The sequence below is a fragment of the Amycolatopsis sp. YIM 10 genome (genome assembly GCF_009429145.1).
Lineage (GTDB): Bacteria > Actinomycetota > Actinomycetes > Mycobacteriales > Pseudonocardiaceae > Amycolatopsis.
Map to the genome: position 1 here is coordinate 8,720,063 of NZ_CP045480.1, position 16,184 is coordinate 8,736,246.

At 72.3% G+C, this 16,184-nt stretch carries 15 protein-coding genes; 7 read left to right on the forward strand and 8 right to left on the reverse strand.

The features are described from left to right. Positions 1–116 precede the first annotated feature (116 nt). Positions 117–845: an LmeA family phospholipid-binding protein gene (locus YIM_RS40340; RefSeq protein ID WP_153035372.1), complete on the forward strand. Its 729-nt coding sequence runs from the start codon at positions 117–119 to the stop codon at positions 843–845. Here the strand turns inward: YIM_RS40340 and YIM_RS40345 are convergent. Together YIM_RS40345 and YIM_RS40350 are read right to left on the reverse strand one after the other, a co-directional pair. Further along, on the reverse strand, positions 835–1,647 hold the full coding sequence (locus tag YIM_RS40345) for an ABC transporter permease (protein ID WP_153037551.1): 813 nt from the start codon (positions 1,645–1,647) through the stop codon (positions 835–837). The genes YIM_RS40340 and YIM_RS40345 overlap by 11 nt on opposite strands. 5 nt (positions 1,648–1,652) lie before the next feature. Then, positions 1,653–2,609 carry an ATP-binding cassette domain-containing protein gene (locus YIM_RS40350; protein ID WP_153035373.1) on the reverse strand — a complete coding sequence of 319 codons (957 nt, stop codon included), beginning with the start codon at positions 2,607–2,609 and terminating at the stop codon, positions 1,653–1,655. Positions 2,610–2,728: 119 nt separating this feature from the next. Here YIM_RS40350 and YIM_RS40355 point away from each other — a divergent pair, with 119 nt between their 5' ends. Both YIM_RS40355 and YIM_RS40360 read left to right on the forward strand, forming a co-directional pair. Continuing rightward, positions 2,729–3,343 carry a TetR/AcrR family transcriptional regulator gene (locus tag YIM_RS40355; RefSeq protein WP_153035374.1) on the forward strand — a complete coding sequence of 205 codons (615 nt, stop codon included), beginning with the start codon at positions 2,729–2,731 and terminating at the stop codon, positions 3,341–3,343. A gap of 7 nt (positions 3,344–3,350) precedes the next feature. Next, entirely contained in the window at positions 3,351–4,571 is a 1,221-nt protein-coding gene (locus YIM_RS40360) for a protein kinase (RefSeq protein ID WP_194239908.1), read from the forward strand. Here the strand turns inward: YIM_RS40360 and YIM_RS40365 are convergent. The 6 genes from YIM_RS40365 to YIM_RS40390 are packed head-to-tail and all read right to left on the reverse strand — an operon-like array spanning position 4,568 to position 12,507. Continuing rightward, positions 4,568–6,664 (reverse strand): transglutaminase domain-containing protein, encoded by a 2,097-nt coding sequence (locus YIM_RS40365; protein WP_153035376.1) that lies wholly within the window; start codon positions 6,662–6,664, stop codon positions 4,568–4,570. The genes YIM_RS40360 and YIM_RS40365 overlap by 4 nt on opposite strands. Next, positions 6,661–7,779, reverse strand: coding sequence for a DUF58 domain-containing protein (locus YIM_RS40370; RefSeq protein WP_153035377.1), 1,119 nt, complete (start codon positions 7,777–7,779; stop codon positions 6,661–6,663). The genes YIM_RS40365 and YIM_RS40370 overlap by 4 nt, the downstream gene beginning before the upstream one ends. 4 nt (positions 7,780–7,783) lie before the next feature. After that, entirely contained in the window at positions 7,784–8,743 is a 960-nt protein-coding gene (locus YIM_RS40375) for a MoxR family ATPase (protein WP_153035378.1), read from the reverse strand. After that, positions 8,740–10,542: a fibronectin type III domain-containing protein gene (locus YIM_RS40380; protein WP_153035379.1), complete on the reverse strand. Its 1,803-nt coding sequence runs from the start codon at positions 10,540–10,542 to the stop codon at positions 8,740–8,742. Before YIM_RS40380 ends, YIM_RS40375 begins: the two co-directional genes overlap by 4 nt. 52 nt (positions 10,543–10,594) lie before the next feature. Next, positions 10,595–11,836 (reverse strand): sensor histidine kinase KdpD, encoded by a 1,242-nt coding sequence (locus tag YIM_RS40385; RefSeq protein WP_153035380.1) that lies wholly within the window; start codon positions 11,834–11,836, stop codon positions 10,595–10,597. Continuing rightward, positions 11,833–12,507: a response regulator transcription factor gene (locus YIM_RS40390; protein WP_228004321.1), complete on the reverse strand. Its 675-nt coding sequence runs from the start codon at positions 12,505–12,507 to the stop codon at positions 11,833–11,835. Before YIM_RS40390 ends, YIM_RS40385 begins: the two co-directional genes overlap by 4 nt. Before the next feature lie 60 nt (positions 12,508–12,567). Here YIM_RS40390 and YIM_RS40395 point away from each other — a divergent pair, with 60 nt between their 5' ends. Genes YIM_RS40395 through YIM_RS40410 form a run of 4 tightly spaced genes read left to right on the forward strand, consistent with a single transcriptional unit; the run spans position 12,568 to position 16,170 of the window. Further along, complete coding sequence (locus tag YIM_RS40395) at positions 12,568–14,253, forward strand: BTAD domain-containing putative transcriptional regulator (RefSeq protein WP_194239909.1); 1,686 nt, start codon at positions 12,568–12,570, stop codon at positions 14,251–14,253. A 1-nt stretch (position 14,254) separates the two neighbouring features. Next, positions 14,255–14,878 carry a helix-turn-helix transcriptional regulator gene (locus YIM_RS40400; protein ID WP_153035382.1) on the forward strand — a complete coding sequence of 208 codons (624 nt, stop codon included), beginning with the start codon at positions 14,255–14,257 and terminating at the stop codon, positions 14,876–14,878. Beyond that, positions 14,850–15,509: a response regulator transcription factor gene (locus YIM_RS40405; protein ID WP_153035383.1), complete on the forward strand. Its 660-nt coding sequence runs from the start codon at positions 14,850–14,852 to the stop codon at positions 15,507–15,509. The genes YIM_RS40400 and YIM_RS40405 overlap by 29 nt, the downstream gene beginning before the upstream one ends. Positions 15,510–15,543: 34 nt before the next feature. Further along, positions 15,544–16,170 (forward strand): alpha-ketoglutarate-dependent dioxygenase AlkB, encoded by a 627-nt coding sequence (locus YIM_RS40410; RefSeq protein ID WP_153035384.1) that lies wholly within the window; start codon positions 15,544–15,546, stop codon positions 16,168–16,170. Positions 16,171–16,184: the final 14 nt, after the last annotated feature.

Consider the following 16,184-nt stretch of genomic DNA (forward strand, 5'->3'; position numbering starts at 1 on the left):
GTGGTGTGGTGCATGGTTTCCCCCTTGGTTGTTGGTGGGGGGAGACTAGGGTGGGGGTCTGACAGAACTGGGGGGTTGACGGGATTCGGGTTTTTTCGCTGGTTCACACTGGGGGGATGGACGGCGGGAACTTGTTCGGCGAACTGGCCGGACTGGCCGCGGCGCTGGTGCCGGGAACGGCGCTCAGCCCGGCGGCGATCCTGCGCACGGCCGCGGAACGGGTGACCGGGCGTCGGCTCGCCGTGCGGGTCGACGGCCGGGACGTCGAATTCACCGTGACCGAACTGGACTACGAAGCGGACACGCTGCGGCTGGCCGCCGGCAAGCTCGGGGACGTCCGGCTGGTGGCCGAGGAAGTGAGCTGGCCGGAGGTGCCGTTGCGGCGGGTCACCGTGCTCGGCCGGGACGTCCGCATCCGGTCGCTGCCCTCGATCACCGCGACCCCGGCCTCGGTGGAGCTGGAGGTCAGGGTCGCGGCGGAGGTGGTCACCGGGCGGGTCGCGGAACTGCGCCCGGACCTGGTCGCCGAACTGGCCGGCGGGTTCGCCCGCATCCGCTGGGCGAAGGCACCGCGGCTCGGTCATCTCGACCTGGAGCCAACGCTGACCGGCGACGCGGTGGTCCTCGTCCCCCGTGGACTCCGCGTCGCCGGTCTGCGCCTGCCGCCCCGCGTCGACCCGATTTCGCTTGAGCTGCCGGAGTTTCCGGAAGGACTGCGGCTGACCGGGATCGAGGTGCGGCCGGAGGAACTCGTGCTCCGGCTCGCCGCCGCCCAGTGGCCGGAGCGGCTGGCGCGGGTGCCGCTGCTCGATCTGCTGGGCTGGGTGCTGCGGCCTACCGGCTGAGCCGCCGGTACGCGCGGACCGACAGCGGCAGGAACACCGCGAGCAGGATCAGCGGCCAGGCCAGCGCCATTTCCGCGGCGTGCCGGACCACCCACGAATCCCCGGTCACGCCGGGATTCCCGAACAGTTCGCGGATCGCGGTCGAGGTGGCCGACAGCGGGTTCCACTCGGCGATCGCACCGAGCCAGCCCGGCATGGTGCCCGGCGAGACGAAGGCGCTGGACAGGAAACCCACCGGGAATTCCAGCGTCTGCACGCCGGTCATCGCCTCCGGCCCGCGCAACGACAGTCCGATGTAGACACCGACCCAGATCAACGCGAAGCGCAGCAACAGGATCAGCGCGAAGGCGGTCGCCGTGTCACCCGGTGAGCCGTGCGCGGACCAGCCGATGGCCAGCCCCGCCAGCACCATCACCACCAGGGTGACCGCCGCCAGCACCAGATCCGCGACGGCCCGCCCGACCAGCACCGAGGCCGAGGCCATAGGCATCGCGCGGAACCGGTCGGTGACCCCCCGCTCGACGTCGGCGAGCACCGCGGCGGCGGTCATGCCGACCCCGAACAGCATGGTCATCACGAACATGCCGGGCAGCAGGAACTCGCGGTAGTCCCCGCCACCGGGGACCTGCATCGCGCCGCCGAACAGGAAGGCGAACATCAGCACGATCAGCACGTTGAACAGCAGGCCGAAGATGATCGGCCCCGGATTGCGCGCCCAGTGCGCGAAACCGCGCTGGGTCAGGGTCCAGCTGTCGGCGAGCAGCCAGCGGACACCGTGGTCCGTGGTGGTCATACCGGTCATACCAGTCATACAGTTGCCTCCGTCCGGCCGGTGAGCTGAAGGAAGACCTCGTCGAGCGTGGGCAGGCGCAGGGCGAGATCGTCGAGGCGGACTCCGGCGTCGTCCAGCGCGCGCACCACGGCGGGCAGCGTCGCGGCGTGCCCGGTGACGCGGACGCTGATCCGCCGCGTGTCGGCGTCGACGTCCGGTTCGCCGCCGAGCACGGACTTCAGCGCCTGGGCGGCCTTGGTGAGGTCGGCCGCGTGGTGCGGGATGACGTCGATCCGGTCACCGCCGATCCGCGACTTCAGTTCGGCCGGACTGCCCTCGGCGATGACCCGGCCGTGATCGATCACCGCGATGCGATCGGCGAGCTGGTCGGCTTCGTCGAGGTACTGCGTGGTGAGCAGGACCGTTGTGCCGTCGGCGACCAGCTCGCGCACGGCCTCCCAGACCTCGTTGCGCCCACGCGGATCCAGCCCGACGGTGGGTTCGTCGAGGAACAGCACGGCCGGCGCGAGGATCATGCTCGCGGCGAGGTCCAGCCGTCGGCGCATGCCGCCGGAGTAGGACTTGACCGGCTTGTTCCCGGTATCGGCGAGGCCGAACCTGGTGAGCAGTTCGACCGCTCGTCGTTGCGCGGCGCGCCGGTCGAGGTGGTGCAGGCGCGCGAACATGACCAGGTTCTGGTGGCCGCTGAGCACCTCGTCGACCGCCGCGTGCTGGCCGACCAGCCCGATGGTGCGGCGCACCCGGTGCGCCTCGGTCGCCACGTCGAACCCGCCGACGCGCGCCTGACCCCCGTCGAGGCGGACGAGGGTGGCGAGGATGCGCACCGAGGTGGTCTTCCCAGCCCCGTTCGGGCCGAGCAGACCGCACACGGATCCGCGGGGTACGCGCAGGTCGAAGCCGTCAAGGGCGAGCTTGTCCCCATACCGCTTTCGCAGGCCGTCGGCTTGGACGGCGAACTCGTCAGAACTCATCGGACTCCCTTCCGTGCGCTGTACCGTACAGCATACGGTTCAGTGGGCAAAAGGGCACCCGAGGAAGATCGGGAACCGGCGCACTGGCCTGACCACTTCAGGCGTAGTAGTCTGCGGCCATGCGGCGCAACCAGGCCAGGCGAGCGGCGCTCGTCGACGCGACCATCGAAGTACTGGCGCGGGAAGGCGCGCGCGGACTGACCTTCCGCGCGGTCGACGCGGAGGCCGGGGTCCCGGTCGGTACCGCGTCCAACTACTTCGCCAACCGCGACGACCTGCTCACCCAGGCCGGCCAGCGCATTCATCTTCGACTGGGGCCCGGAGCCGACGAAATCGACGAGATCATGCGAGCCCCGCGCGACCGCGAACTGGTCAACCGCCTGATGCGCGACATCGTGCGGCGCCTCTCCGACGGCCGCGAGAACTACCTCGCGCTGCTCGAACTCCGACTCGAAGCGACGCGCCGCCCCGAACTGCAGGCCACGCTGACCGAGACGCTCAAGGCGAACCTGGCCGAGAACATCAACTTCCACCTCGAAGCCGGACTGCCCGGCGACCGCGACACCGTGCTGCTGCTCTACCTGGCGATGACCGGCCTGGTGGTGGAACACCTGACGCTGCCGGAGGTGCTCGCCCCCTTTCCACTGGACGACCTCATCGAAACGCTGGTAGACCGCGTCACCCCGGCAACAACCGGACGCGCGGTGGCCAATGCCGCCGCCGACACGGAATAGTGTGACCATGGAAACGATCGGCGAGGGCCCGGTCGCGGTGGTGTACGCCGACGGCGGCAGCGCGCTGAAGACCTTCCCGGCACCGCTGGACCGGCAGACCCGCGCGGACCTGGACGGCGAACTGGCCGCCCTCCGCACCCTCGGCGACGCCAGGCCGATCCTGGTGCCCGACGGTGTCGAGGTGCTGCCGGACGGCAAGCCCGCGCTGCGGATGGAGCGCTGCGTGCAGTCGCTGGCCCAGCTCGTCGCACGCAACGGCCCGCTGTCGGCCGAGGACACCGTCACCATCGGGCTGACCCTCTCGGCCGCGCTGGCCACCGCGCACCAGGCCGGGATCGTGCACGGCGGGGTGCACCCCGGCAACCTGCTCTTCCGCGACACGGGCGAGCCGCTGGTCGCCGACTTCGGTGTGGTGCTGCGGGCCGCCTTCCCTCGCGACGTGCTGCCCTGGCTGGAGTTCACCGCACCGGAGACCGTGCGCGACGGCACCGCCGACGAAGCCACCGACCTGTACGGCCTCGGCGCGGTGCTGCGGTTCGCGCTGACCGGCGAGCCGCCGTTCCGCTTCCAGCCCGGTGAGCAGGACGGCGAGCGCGTGCTCAAGGTGCTGCACGTGGACCCGGAACCGGTTCAGGACGAGCAGCTCGGCGCGTTGCTCGGCCGCCTGCTGGCGAAGGATCCCGATGACCGGCCGGACAGCGCGGCCGCGGTCACCGAGGAGCTGTCGTGGCTGCGTGAACCGGAACTGCCGCGGACGCCGATCAAGGTGATCGGGCCGCCCCCGGCGAAACGCCAGGCACCGGCGGACCGCCACGGCAAGCTCGGCCTGATCCTCGGCATCGCCGCGGCGCTCGCCCTGCTCGCCGCGGCGCCGATCCTGTTGCTGTCCCAGCGTGCGAGCACCCCACCGCAGGCGGAGATGGGTGCGGCGCAACTGCCGCCGCTGGTGCCCACGCCGTCCAAGGAGCCGCAGCTCACCCTCGACGAGCCGGTCGACCTCGGGGACACCGTGAAGCTGACCTGGTCGAGCCCGGAGGTGCTGGACTTCGCCGTGGTGATCGCGCCGGCCGACCAGCCCAACCGCACGGTCTACGCCGAGCGCAAGCACACGCTCGAAGTGCCGGTGTCGCGCGATCTCCCCTACTGCTTCGCCATCCAGGGCACAAACGGCGCGCAAACGGTGGAAACCCCGCCAAGGCCGATCCGCGGGGCCACCTGCAAAACCTAGGAACGCAGGCCGCGCGGGTCGAGCGCGGCACGCACCCGGTCCCGCCACGGGCGCCGCGACAGTCCTTTTCGGACTTCCGCTTCCGCCCGCCACGCCCACTCGGCCAGCTCCGGGCCGGTCATCGCACCGGACCACAGCGCGGCGTCCACCGCACCGGCCAGCACCCGCACTCCCTCCACAGTGGACGGATCGGCCACCTTCGCGGTGGCGTCGGCGAGTTCGCGCACGGTCATCCCGCTGGTCACCGGGACCCGGTGCGCGCGGAGCCGGTCCCGCACCTCGGCCCAGGCACCGGCGACCGCGCCGTTCCCGGCCGCGCGACGACGGCGGCGTCGCCGGATCCGTTTGAGCAGCGGCACTCCCCCGAGCCAGCCGAGCGGCACCACCAGCACCGGCGCCAGCAGCAGGGTGAGCGGCAGGCCACCGTCTTCGGCCGCCTCCGGCTCGGTCGGCGCGGACGTGCCGTCGTCGGTCTCCGGCCCGTCGAGCGCTTCGGGATCGGGCAGTCGATCGCGGGCCTGCGCGGTGACCTCGGCCAGTCCGCCACCGGCCCGGCTCTTCGCCGCGGTGCCGGTCGGGTCGAGCGCCACCCAGCCGACCCCGGCGACCGCGACCTCCGGCCACGCCAGCACGTCGACGTTGCGCACCTGGAACGCGCCGTCCGGACCGGGCAGCGCGGGCGCCTGGAAGCCGACCACCAGCCGCGCCGGAATGCCCTCGATCCGCGCGAGCGCGACGTAAGCGGCGGCGAACTGCTCACTGGTGCCCTGCTTGCCGTCCAGCAGGAAGTGCCGCAGTTGCGGCCAGGAATGCCCGGTTGGCCGGTCCGCGCCGGTGACCACGCGGTAGTTGTCACTGAGGAAGCGCTCCAGCAGCAACGCCGACCGGAACGACGGGCGCTGCCCGCCGGTGGCCTGGTCGGCCAGTTCGCTGATACCGGGCGGAATGGCACCGACCCCGCCGAGACCGCCCGGCGCGCCGGGATCGATCGGCGCGTCGTCCGGCAGCTTGCCGCTGACCTGCGCCTCCCACCAGCTCAGCTGGTAGCTGGCCGGTGCGCCCGTGCCGAGCAGCGTGCCGCGCCCTTCCTCGACGAACGGCTCCGCGCCGGTCACCGAAGCGGGCCACGCCTGGCTGGGCAGCCACGGCCCGCCCAGCCCGCCGGTGCTGATCGTCGCTTCGCGCTTGATCACCGGCGCGGTCAGCCCCGGTCCCGGCGGGATCTCCGCGCCGAGCCGCCGGAACTCCCCGCCGGGCTTCCAGTTCACCCCGTCGAAGGTGTCCAGCACCACCAGCGACCACCGGTCGACCGGCGCGTTCGCGGTGTACCGGAACAGCGGCACCTCCGGCGCGCCGAGCCGGGCGCCGATCTCGGCCAGCGGGCTGGCCACCCTGGCCGGTGGGATCGGCGCGGATTCGTTCTCCTTCAACGAATACGCGGGCTTGTCCAGCGGATCGAACACCGCCGCCGCGGCCGCGCCGCCGACCGCGACCACCACCAGCGCGGCGATGGCCGCGACCGCCGTCTTCGACCAGCGCGCGCCCGCCGCCAGCGCGATGGCCGCCGCCGCGGCGTACCCGATCGCGCCCGGTACGGCCGAAGTACCCGGCATCGCGGAATACAGCTGGCTCAAGCACAACACCGCCAGGCTCGGCAGCAGCGCCGGCAACGGTTTGCTGGTCCGGTGCAGGAGTTCGATCCCGAGCACCGCGGCCGCCAGCACGGCCAGCGGCACGAACAGGAACAGCTGCGCGTCCGGCCGCGTGGGCCAGGTGGACTGCAGCGCGAGCCGCCACGATTCGGTGAGCCCGGCGGACAACGCGCCGAAGGTTTCCCCGGTGGGCACGCCGCCCGCGGTGGTCGGGAACAGCGCCGACTCGATCAGCCCGAGCAGCCCGGCCAAGGCGACCAGCAGCGGCCGCCACGACACCAGCGACGGCTTCCGGGTGGCCAGTTCGGCGACGCCGAAGGTCACCAGCGTGATCACCAGGATCGGCAGCAGCAACACCGCGAACCCGAAAACCGGGGCGAAGAGCAGTCCGGCGACCGCACCGGCGAGCAGCACGCCCGCGGTTTCGACCCTCGACTTCACTTGACCACCGCGTTCCACCGCTGGAGCAGGCCCGTCGCGGACGGCCCTTCGAGCAGGCGCGCACCGGGCACGCTGTCCATCCTGCCGCCCAAGGAGAACACGGTGAACACCGGGTAGAACGGGCGCAGCCGGGCCAGTGCCGCCACGTCGGACTCGCCGGTGGCGACCACCACGAGCGCGCCACCGCGCGACCGCGACAACGACAACGCGGGCGGTACCAGCGAGATCTGCGCCGGTTCGGCCTCGGCCACGCACAGCTCGTCCAGCAGCCGCCGCGCCCCCTGTGGTCCGTCCGAAGCGGACACGTCGAGCCCGGCGGGGGTGACCAGGCGGCAGCGGTGTCCGGCCAACGCGGCGGCGTTCAGCATCGACGCGGCCACCTCGACGGCGTCCTCGAACCCGCGCTCGGCCCGCGTGTCCAGCAACAGGGTCAGCCGCGGCTGGTCCGGGTCGGCGAATTCGCGCACCATCAGGCTCCCGGTGCGCGCGGTGGCCTTCCAGTGGAGGTGGCGAATCTCGTCACCGGGCACGTACTCACGCACCTCGCGGAGGTCGAGCGAGCCGTGCAGCGCGTCGTCGGCGGCGCGGCCTTCGTGGTGGTGACGCGGCTGCCCGCCGGAGATCGCGCGCACCGGGTGGCGGCGCGGGTGCACCCACAGCGTCACCGGATCCCCGCTGGCGAGCCGGTTCCTGGCCAGGCCGAGCGGATCGGACCGCTCCAGCACCAGCGGCCCCACCTCGAACTTGCCGCGTTGCTCGGTGGGCAGTTCGTAGTGGTACACGGCTTCCGCGCCGGGAGCCAGCGCGCGCACACCGACCGCGCGCACGCCCGAGCCGACGCGGTCGCCCGCGGTGAACCCGGCCTGCCGCCGGGTGCCTTCGTTGCGCACCAGCAATCGCGCGAGCGCCGGGCGGCCGCGTTCGACGCGGTCCGGGTAGACCGCGCGCGACACCGCCACCTTGGGGCTGCGGCCGACCAGCGACACGGCCACCAGCACCGCGCCGGCGCAGATGCCGCCGAGCGCGCGCAGCATCGGGTGCCCGGCCCAGATCCCGGCGCCGAGCAGCACCACGGCGAGCACCAGCACGGCCACCCCGCGCCGGGTCAGGCGCACCGGGTCACCGTCCCGATGCGTTGACCGACGGAACCGGGACGGCCGCCAGGATCTCGTCGAGGACCTCCTCGGCGCCGCGCTGGTTCAACTCGGCGTCGGCGGTCAGCACGAGGCGGTGCGCGAGTACCGGCTTCGCCACGTCCTTGATGTCGTCCGGGGTGACAAAGAGGCGGCCGGCGGTGGCGGCGTAGGCCTGCGCCGCGCGGACGAGCGAGATGCTGCCGCGCGGGCTGGCCCCGTAACGGATCGCGGCGTGCGTCCTCGTCGCCGCCGCGAGCCGGGCCGCGTACGCGCACACCTCGCGGTCGATGTGCGACGCGCGCACCTCCGCGATCGCCTCCTTCAGGCGCCCGAGATCCACCACGGCGGGCAGGTCCTCGGGGCTGATTCCCGCGCAGTCGCTCATGATCACCAGGATCTCGGCGTCGAGATCCGGGTACCCGACCGACAACCGCATCAGGAACCGGTCGAGCTGGGCCTCGGGCAGCCGGTAGGTGCCCTCCATCTCGATCGGGTTCTGCGTGGCCACCACGATGAAGGGGTGGGGCACCTCGTGCCGCACCGAATCCACCGTCGCGGTGCGCTCTGCCATCACCTCGAGCAGCGCGGACTGGGTTTTAGGGGTACCGCGGTTGATCTCGTCGGCGAGCACCACGTTGGCGAAGATGCCGCCGCCGTGGAATTCGAACCGCTCCTCCTTCTGGTGGTACACCATCACGCCGGTGATGTCGCCCGGCAGCAGGTCCGGCGTGAACTGGATCCGGCTGAACGAACCGCCCACGCTGCGCGCGAGGCAACGGGCGAGCGTGGTCTTGCCAAGGCCGGGCACGTCCTCGACGAGCAGGTGGCCTTCGGCGAGCAGCGCGGTGATGGCCAGCCGCACCACCTCCGGCTTGCCCCTGATCACCTGCTGCACGTTGCGGGCGAGCAGTTCGTAGACCTCGGCCGACTTCGGCTGGGTCACCCTTCCTCCCAGATGATGCGATTCGATTCGATGCCGTCCGCGGTGACCCACACCGTTCGGCCCACCTGTCCGAAGTGGAACGCCTCGAAGGTCTCCGTTCCGTCCGGATCGATTTCCATGGTCTTGCCCTCGTTGGTGTACGAGGAGTTGGCGTGCGGCGTGAACCGGACGCGGCTGCCGGGGTCGAAACCCTTGGCCACCACCCGGATCAGCGCGCAATCGGGTAGCGAGCACTCGTCCTTGTACGCCTCCGGCGTGCCCCGCGAGATCGTGATCGACTTCGGCGCGGACGGGGTCACGCCCGCGGACTTGGCACCGGCGCCGCGGCCCGCCGAGTTCTGCGCGGTCACCGTGATCACGTAGGTGGTGCCGTTGTCCAGTCCGCTGAGCGTGGTCGACCGGACACCACCGCCGACGGTCTTCTCGCCGCTGCCCGCGCTGGAGGTCCAGGCGATGTGGTAGTTCGACACGGCACCGCCGTTCGGGGACGCGGCACCCCAGTTGACCGTGATCGCGGCGTTCCCGGCTGTCGCCTTCACCCCGGGCGGTGCACCCGGCGGGCTGGCCGGTTTTGCCGGTGGTGTGACCGGCTTTTCCGGCTGCTGCGGCTGGGGTTTCGGCTTCGCCGGGGGCGGCGTGCGCTGCTGAACCGGCGGCTGCGGCTGGGTTTCCGGCTGTGGCTGGGTTTCCGGTGGCGGCTGCACGGGCGGCGCGGGTTGCTTCTCGCGCGTCACCTCGACCGGATTGACCGCGCCGTCGTTGTCCACCACCAGCACGTGGCCGCCGTCGTCGCTGTCGACGTACACGCGCGAGTCCTCGCCTTTCGACAGCCGCGGTTTGCTCGGCGGGACCGGCGTGCTCTTGCGCGGCTTGCCGTCGCGGTCGTAGGTGTGCACGTGGTTCTTGGCGCGATCCAGCAGCACCACGGACTGACCGGAGGACGCGACATCGGCGTAGTCCCCGTCGGGCAGGTTGACGGTGACCGGCGAAGCCTTCGCGGGTGTGGCGTCGACCAGGTGCATGCGTTTGCCCGCCCCGTCGAGCACGGCGATCCGGCCGCCGACGTCGGTCGAGGCGAAGCGTGCGGTCGGCGGTGCGTCGACGCCGAGCGCGGTGCCTTCCCCGAGTCCGTCTTCTTCGATCGGGTGCACGGTGTCGGTGGAGGTGTCGATGAAAACCGGGTGGTCGGCGACGGTGGTCAGGCCGCCGGTGTGCCCGCTGGGCGCGTTCGCCGGGCAGTCGAGCCGGTCGGCGTCACGCGCCAGCTCGCAGATCGCGTTGCTTTCGGTGTGGTGCAACCAGAGATCACCACCGGTGGTGGCCACCGGTTCGCCCAGCTTGCCACCGGCGGGCACGGTCAGCATGGCGTCACCGAGCCGGACGATCTGCCCGGCCTGGCGGTACACCAGGTACGGCCCGCCCGCGACCTCCAGTGCCACCGGCCGTTCGTCGGCGGGCGGGGTGATCGTTTTCTCCACGGCCAGATCGGACTTGCCGAACTCGATGATCCGGTTGCCGCCGACCACGTAACCGCCGGTCTCGCCCTGTACCACCTGGCTGCCCGGATCGGCGCCGGGCAGGCCGAGCTGCGCGTCGACGTTGCGGCTGGCGCCGTCGATGTGGAACACGGTGCCGAGCAGGTTGCTGAACACCCAGTGGCCCGACTGGAAGAAGTCGATCCCGCCGTCCGGCTTGGCCGCGCCGGACACGGCGAGGCCGACCGCGGTCGTGACCGCCACCGCGGTGATCACCAGCGGCGAACGACCACGCCACCGGCCCCGGCCCCGTCCCCTCGCCATCACACAGCGAGAATAGGCCAACCGGTCCAGTAACGGTCCATTACCGGTACATTCAGTCGCGGATGACCGGCAGGGCCAGCTCGAAGATCGCCCCGCCCTCCTCCGCGTTGTAGACGGTGAGCGTGCCGCCGTGCGACTGCGCCACCCAGCTCACGATCGCCAGGCCGAGCCCGGACGAACCGCCCCCGCTGCTGAACCGGTCGAAGGCGTCGTCGGTCAGCGAGGCGTCGATCCCCGGCCCGTGGTCGGCCACGGTGACCCGGCCGCCGGCCACCGTGATGTGCACGATCGCCGGCTGGTCGGGCTGCTTCCCGTACCGCAGCGCGTTGTCCAGCAGGTTGCCGATGGCCCGTTGCAGCAGCGCTGGATCGGCGGAGACCTTGGTCGCCGCCGCGGTCACGGTGACGCGCGCGCCCTCGTGCGGGGTCTCCTCGACCAGTGCGGTGACCAGCTGGTCCAGCCAGACCGGCTGGATCGCCAGCTGCTCCACCCCGGCCGCCAGCCGCGCGCGGACCAGCAGCCCGTCGATGATGCCGCCCATCCGGCCGGCCAGCCGGACCGTGCGCGGCAGCAGTTCGGCGCGCTGGTCGGGATGCCGCAGCGCGGTCTCGGCCAGTGCGCGCAGCGCGGCGACCGGGGTCCGCAGGTCGTGCGCGGTCTCGGCGAGCAGCAGCTCCTGCTGTTCGAGCGCCGCCGCGGCGGGTCGCAGCGCCCGGCCGGCCAGTGCGTGCCCGGCGAGCGCGACCGCGGCGATCAGCACGAGGCACCCACCCGCGACGCTCAGCACCAGCCGCTGGTGGTCGGCGGCGACCCCACGCGCGTCGCTCCAGGCGACCACGGCCCCGATGTTCTGACCGGACTCGTTGCGCAACGCCTCGGTGCGCACGCGTACGTCCCCGTCGTTCTCGTAGGTGTGCAGCACGCGGTTCGCCGTGACGGTCTGCGTCGCGAGCTGGTCCAGTCGGGCGCGGTCCACTTCGATGCAGTTGCGCGCGCTGTAGTACGGCGCGAACGGCTTCGCGCCACCGGGGAGCACGGCGAACTGCGGGCACTGGTCGCTCAGCACGTCCTTGCCGATGTAGTCGGTGACGATGCCGTCGCCGTACTGGACCAGCCGGGCGGAGGTGGAGGTGACGCGGTTCAGTTCGCCGTCCAGCAGTTGTTCGCCGTACGCGCTGTCGGACTGCACGACCAGCCACGCGAGCAAGATCAGCCCGGCCGCGTTCAGCGTGGTGAACAGCAGGGTCAGCAGTACGCGCAGGCGGCGGAGTCGTTCCGCGGAAACGCTCTTCACGAGGCCGCCAGCCGGTAGCCGCGGCCGCGCACGGTGTGGATCAGCTCGGGTTCACGCAGTTTGCGCCGCAACCGCCGGACCACCACGTCGACCACATTGGACATCGGATCGGCTTCGGCGTCCCAGCAGTGCTCCAGCAGTTCGGCGCGCGGCACCGCCTGCTCCGGACGGGCGGCCAGGTATTCGAGCACGGCGAACTCCTTGCCGCTGAGCGTGAGCAGCACCCCGCCCCGGCGGACTTCGCGGCGCGCGCAGTCCACTTCGAGGTCGGCGTGCCGGAGGACCGATGGCCGCCCGGCACCCGCGCGGCGGCACAGCGCCAGCACCCGCGCGGTCAGCTCCCCCGGCGCGAACGGCTTGACCAGGTAGTCGTCCCCGCCGTGGGAGAAGCCGTCGACGCGGTCGGCGAGCGTGTCGCGCGCGGTCAGGAACAGCACCGGCACCGCCCAGCCCGACTGCCGCCGCTGGTGCACGTGGGTGATCGCGTCGCCGTCGGGCAGCATCCGGTCGTACACCGCGCAGGCCAGCGGCGGCGGCACCCGCCCGGCACCGGCCAGGTCATCCGCCACGACCACGTCGAGCCCGGCCGCGCGCAGCTCGGCCGCGACCGCAACCCGGAGATCCTCGTCGTCCTCGACGACCATCACCCGCGCCTGGCCTGTTGCTGTCATCGAATCCTCATGTGTGCTGTTGGAAGGTGGGCCGCAGATCATCGAACGAGGAGGTGCGGCGTGCTGTTCCGGGTGCTGGGGCCGCTCGAGGCACAAACGCCGGACGGGGCTGTGCTCGAGCTGGGGGCCAGGAAACCGACCACGGTGCTGGCCACCCTGCTGCTGAACCCTAACGGCTGGACCAGTGTGGCTCAGCTGATCGGCGCGACCTGGCATGAACAGGCCGTGCCCGCTTCGGCCGAGGCCAACCTCAAGACCTACATCTGGCAGCTGCGGCGGGCACTGCCCGGCGACCGGATCGAGAGCAGGCCGGGCGCGTACCGGCTGCGGGTCGACCGCGGGGAACTCGACACCGACCTGGCGGCCGAGGCGGTCCGGGCGGCCAAGCAGGCGCTGGCCGACGGCAACGCCGACGAAGCCGCCCGCCGCTACACCGAGGCGCTGGCCCGCTGGCGCGGCCGCCCGTTCGACGGGCTCGACCCGGAGTTCGCCGAGCCGGTGCTCACCCGGCTGGCGGAACTCCGCCACGAACTCCGGATCGGCCTGGCCGACGCGTGGCTCGCCGGGAACCGTTTCTCCGACGCCATCGCGCTGCTGCACGAACTCGTCGACGAGGACCCGCTGCGCGAAGGCGCGTGGGCCAGGCTGGTGCGCGCGCTGCTCCGGGCGGGCAGGCGGGACGAGGCCGTGTCCGCCTTCGGCCGGGCGCGGACCCTGCTGTCCGCGGAACTGGGGATCGAACCCGGTCCCGAGCTGAACGCCGCGTTCGCCGAAGCACTGGAGCCCGCCGGCCGCCGCCGGTGCGACGACCTGCCCCGCGACCTGCCGACGCTGACCGGGCGCGAGTCCGAACTGGACGCCCTGCGGTCGCGGCGGCGGCACGGCGGCCCGGTGCCGGTGCTGGTGGTCGACGGCATGCCCGGCGTCGGCAAGACCGCGCTGGCCGTGCGGTTCGCGCACGAGGTCGCCGCGGACTACCCCGACGCGCGGCTGTTCGTCGACCTGCGTGCGCACGCCCCGCTCTCCGCCGAAGACGCGCTGGCCAGACTGCTGCGCGCGGCCGGGGTGCCGGATTCGGCCATCCCGGCCGAGCTGGACGAACGTGCCGCGCTGTGGCGCGGTGAACTGGCCGGGCGCCGGGTGCTGCTGGTGCTCGACGACGCGACGGACGCGGCACAGGTCACCCCGCTGCTGCCGGGCACGGAGGGCTGCCTGGTGCTGGTGACCACGCGGAACCGGGCGCTGGCGGTCGAGGGCACGCGGGGGCTGACCCTCGCGCCGCTGGACGCCTGGTCCGCGGCGGAGATGTTCCGCACCGAGGTCGGTGACTGGCGGACCGACGCGGAACCCGCGGCGGTGGCGGAACTCGTCGGGTTGTGCGGTGGCCTGCCCGCCGTGCTCCGCACCGCCGCCGCCCGGCTGCGGTCACGTCCACAATGGACAGTGGGACGGCTGGTCGCCCGACTCGCCGCCGACGGCCTGCCCGGCATGACCGAACTGCTCGAACCGAGCTGCCGCCGGCTCACCGAACCCGAACGGCGGCTGTTCACCGGGCTCGGCCGGTACGCCGAAGTGGACGTGCGACTGGCCGCGAAGCTGGCGGGGCTGAGCCGCGCGGAGGCGGGGCGGGCGCTGGAGGCACTGGCCGACCGGCACCTGCTCGATCCGCGCGCGGGCGAGGTCTACGCCTGTCATCCGGCGGTCCGGTCGGTGGCCGCCACGGGTCTCCCGGCCAGGGTGGCGTGAGATGGGGGTCGCCATCCTGACCCGGGGGAACCGGGAACTGGCCGGGCTGCTGGCCACCGCCACCACCGAGGTGCTGGTGCTGAGCACCGGTTCGCTGGCGCTGGCCAGGCCGCGCGAAGTCGACCGGTACAACCTGCGGCGCGGAGTCGCCTACCGCGTGCTGTGCCCCGGTGAGTTCGCGCTGCCGCCCGGCGCGGAGATCCGCACCGCGCCGGAGGTGCCGACGGACGCGCTGGTGGTGGACCGCCACTTCGCCGTGCTGCCCGCCGAGCGCAACGGGTTCGCCGTGTTCGAACTGCCCGGCGTGGTCAGCACGACGGTCGAGCTGTTCGAGCGGATCTGGGCGGTTTCCCCGCCACGCGGTGAAGAACAGCCGTCCGAACGCGAACGGGAACTGCTGGCGCTGCTGTCGAGCGGCAGCACCGACGAGTCGGCGGCGCTGCGGCTGGGCATCTCGGTGCGGACCGTCCGGCGGACCGCGGCGGACCTGATGCTGCGGCTCGGCGCGCGCAGCCGGTTCCAGGCCGGCGCGCGGGCGGCGGACCGGGGGTGGCTGCCCGCCGGTACCCCGGAACCGGCTCCCGTACTCTCGGTGGGTGCGTGTGCTGGTGGTCGAGGACGATGAAGATCTCCGGACGGCGGTGGCCGCCGCCTTGCGCGGCACCGGTTTCGCGGTCGACGCGGCGGCCGATCTCCCGGCGGCGGACGAGGCGCTGTACGTCAACTCCTACGACTGCGTGGTGTTCGACCGGAAGCTGCCCGGCGGTGACTCGCTGGACTACGTGCGGTCGCGGCGGCAGTCGGGGTGGGCGGTCCCGGTCCTGTTCCTGACCGCGATGGACGCGGTTTCGGAGCGGATCGCGGGCCTGCGCGACGGCGGGGACGACTACGTGGTCAAGCCGTTCGCCGTGCCGGAACTGGTGGCGCGGGTGGGGAGCCTGTGCCGCCGCGCGGGCGCCGGTCCGCCGCCCGTGCTGCGGCGGGGCGATCTCGAACTGGACACCGGGCGGCACGAGGTGCGCCGAGGCGGGGTGCTGCTCACGTTGACCGGCAAGGAGTTCACCGTGCTGCGACTGCTGCTGGCCGCGGACGGGCAGCCGGTGCGGCGGGCCGAGCTGATCAGGAGCGCGTGGGACGAGATGGCCGATCCGGCGTCGAACGTGCTGGACGTGGTGATCGCCCAGCTGCGGCGGAAGCTGCGGAACCCGCCCCTGATCCACACCGTGCGGAACGTGGGTTACCGGCTCGACCAGTAGAACATGTGTTCGATCTTCGTGTATGGTCGGAGGCATGTCCACTGAGCTCCAGGGGTCTCTCTTCGACACCGCGGCCGAGATCGGGCTGCGCCCGCTCGACGCCATCGAGCGCACCACGCTCGGCGACGGCGCGTGGATCGATGTGCTGCCCGGGTGGCTCACCGGGGCGAGCGAGCTGTTCGAGCGGCTGGTGCACGAGGTGCCCTGGTACGGCGAGCAGCGGTGGATGTACGAGCGCATCGTCGACGTGCCGCGGTTGCTGTGCTTCTACGAGGAATCACAGCCGCTGCCGCACCCCGTGCTCACCTCCGCGCGGCGGGAGCTGAGCGCGCACTACGCCGCCGAACTCGGCGAACCGTTCCGCACCGCCGGGTTGTGTTATTACCGCGACGGCCGGGACAGCGTCGCCTGGCACGGTGACACCATCGGCCGCGGGAGCACTGAGGACACGATGGTGGCGATCGTGTCCGTCGGTGCCCCGCGGACCCTCGCCCTACGCCCCCGAAACGGCGGCGAACCCGTGAAGCGGCCGTTGGGCCACGGCGACCTGATCGTGATGGGTGGTTCTTGCCAGCGCACCTGGGAGCACGCCATCCCGAAGACGAGCAAGCCGGTCGGGCCGCGGATCAGCATCCAGTTCCGCCCGAGAGGAGTCCGCTAGCAGCACAGTCGGAT

Coding starts and splice junctions, on each gene's coding strand:
- YIM_RS40345 (WP_153037551.1), bottom strand. CDS start 1,647: ATGACCGGTATGACCACCACGGACCACGGTGTCCGCTGGCTGCTCGCC.
- YIM_RS40400 (WP_153035382.1), top strand. CDS start 14,255: ATGGGGGTCGCCATCCTGACCCGGGGGAACCGGGAACTGGCCGGGCTG.
- YIM_RS40355 (WP_153035374.1), top strand. CDS start 2,729: ATGCGGCGCAACCAGGCCAGGCGAGCGGCGCTCGTCGACGCGACCATC.
- YIM_RS40350 (WP_153035373.1), bottom strand. CDS start 2,609: ATGAGTTCTGACGAGTTCGCCGTCCAAGCCGACGGCCTGCGAAAGCGG.
- YIM_RS40410 (WP_153035384.1), top strand. CDS start 15,544: ATGTCCACTGAGCTCCAGGGGTCTCTCTTCGACACCGCGGCCGAGATC.
- YIM_RS40390 (WP_228004321.1), bottom strand. CDS start 12,507: ATGACAGCAACAGGCCAGGCGCGGGTGATGGTCGTCGAGGACGACGAG.
- YIM_RS40360 (WP_194239908.1), top strand. CDS start 3,351: ATGGAAACGATCGGCGAGGGCCCGGTCGCGGTGGTGTACGCCGACGGC.
- YIM_RS40380 (WP_153035379.1), bottom strand. CDS start 10,542: ATGGCGAGGGGACGGGGCCGGGGCCGGTGGCGTGGTCGTTCGCCGCTG.
- YIM_RS40340 (WP_153035372.1), top strand. CDS start 117: ATGGACGGCGGGAACTTGTTCGGCGAACTGGCCGGACTGGCCGCGGCG.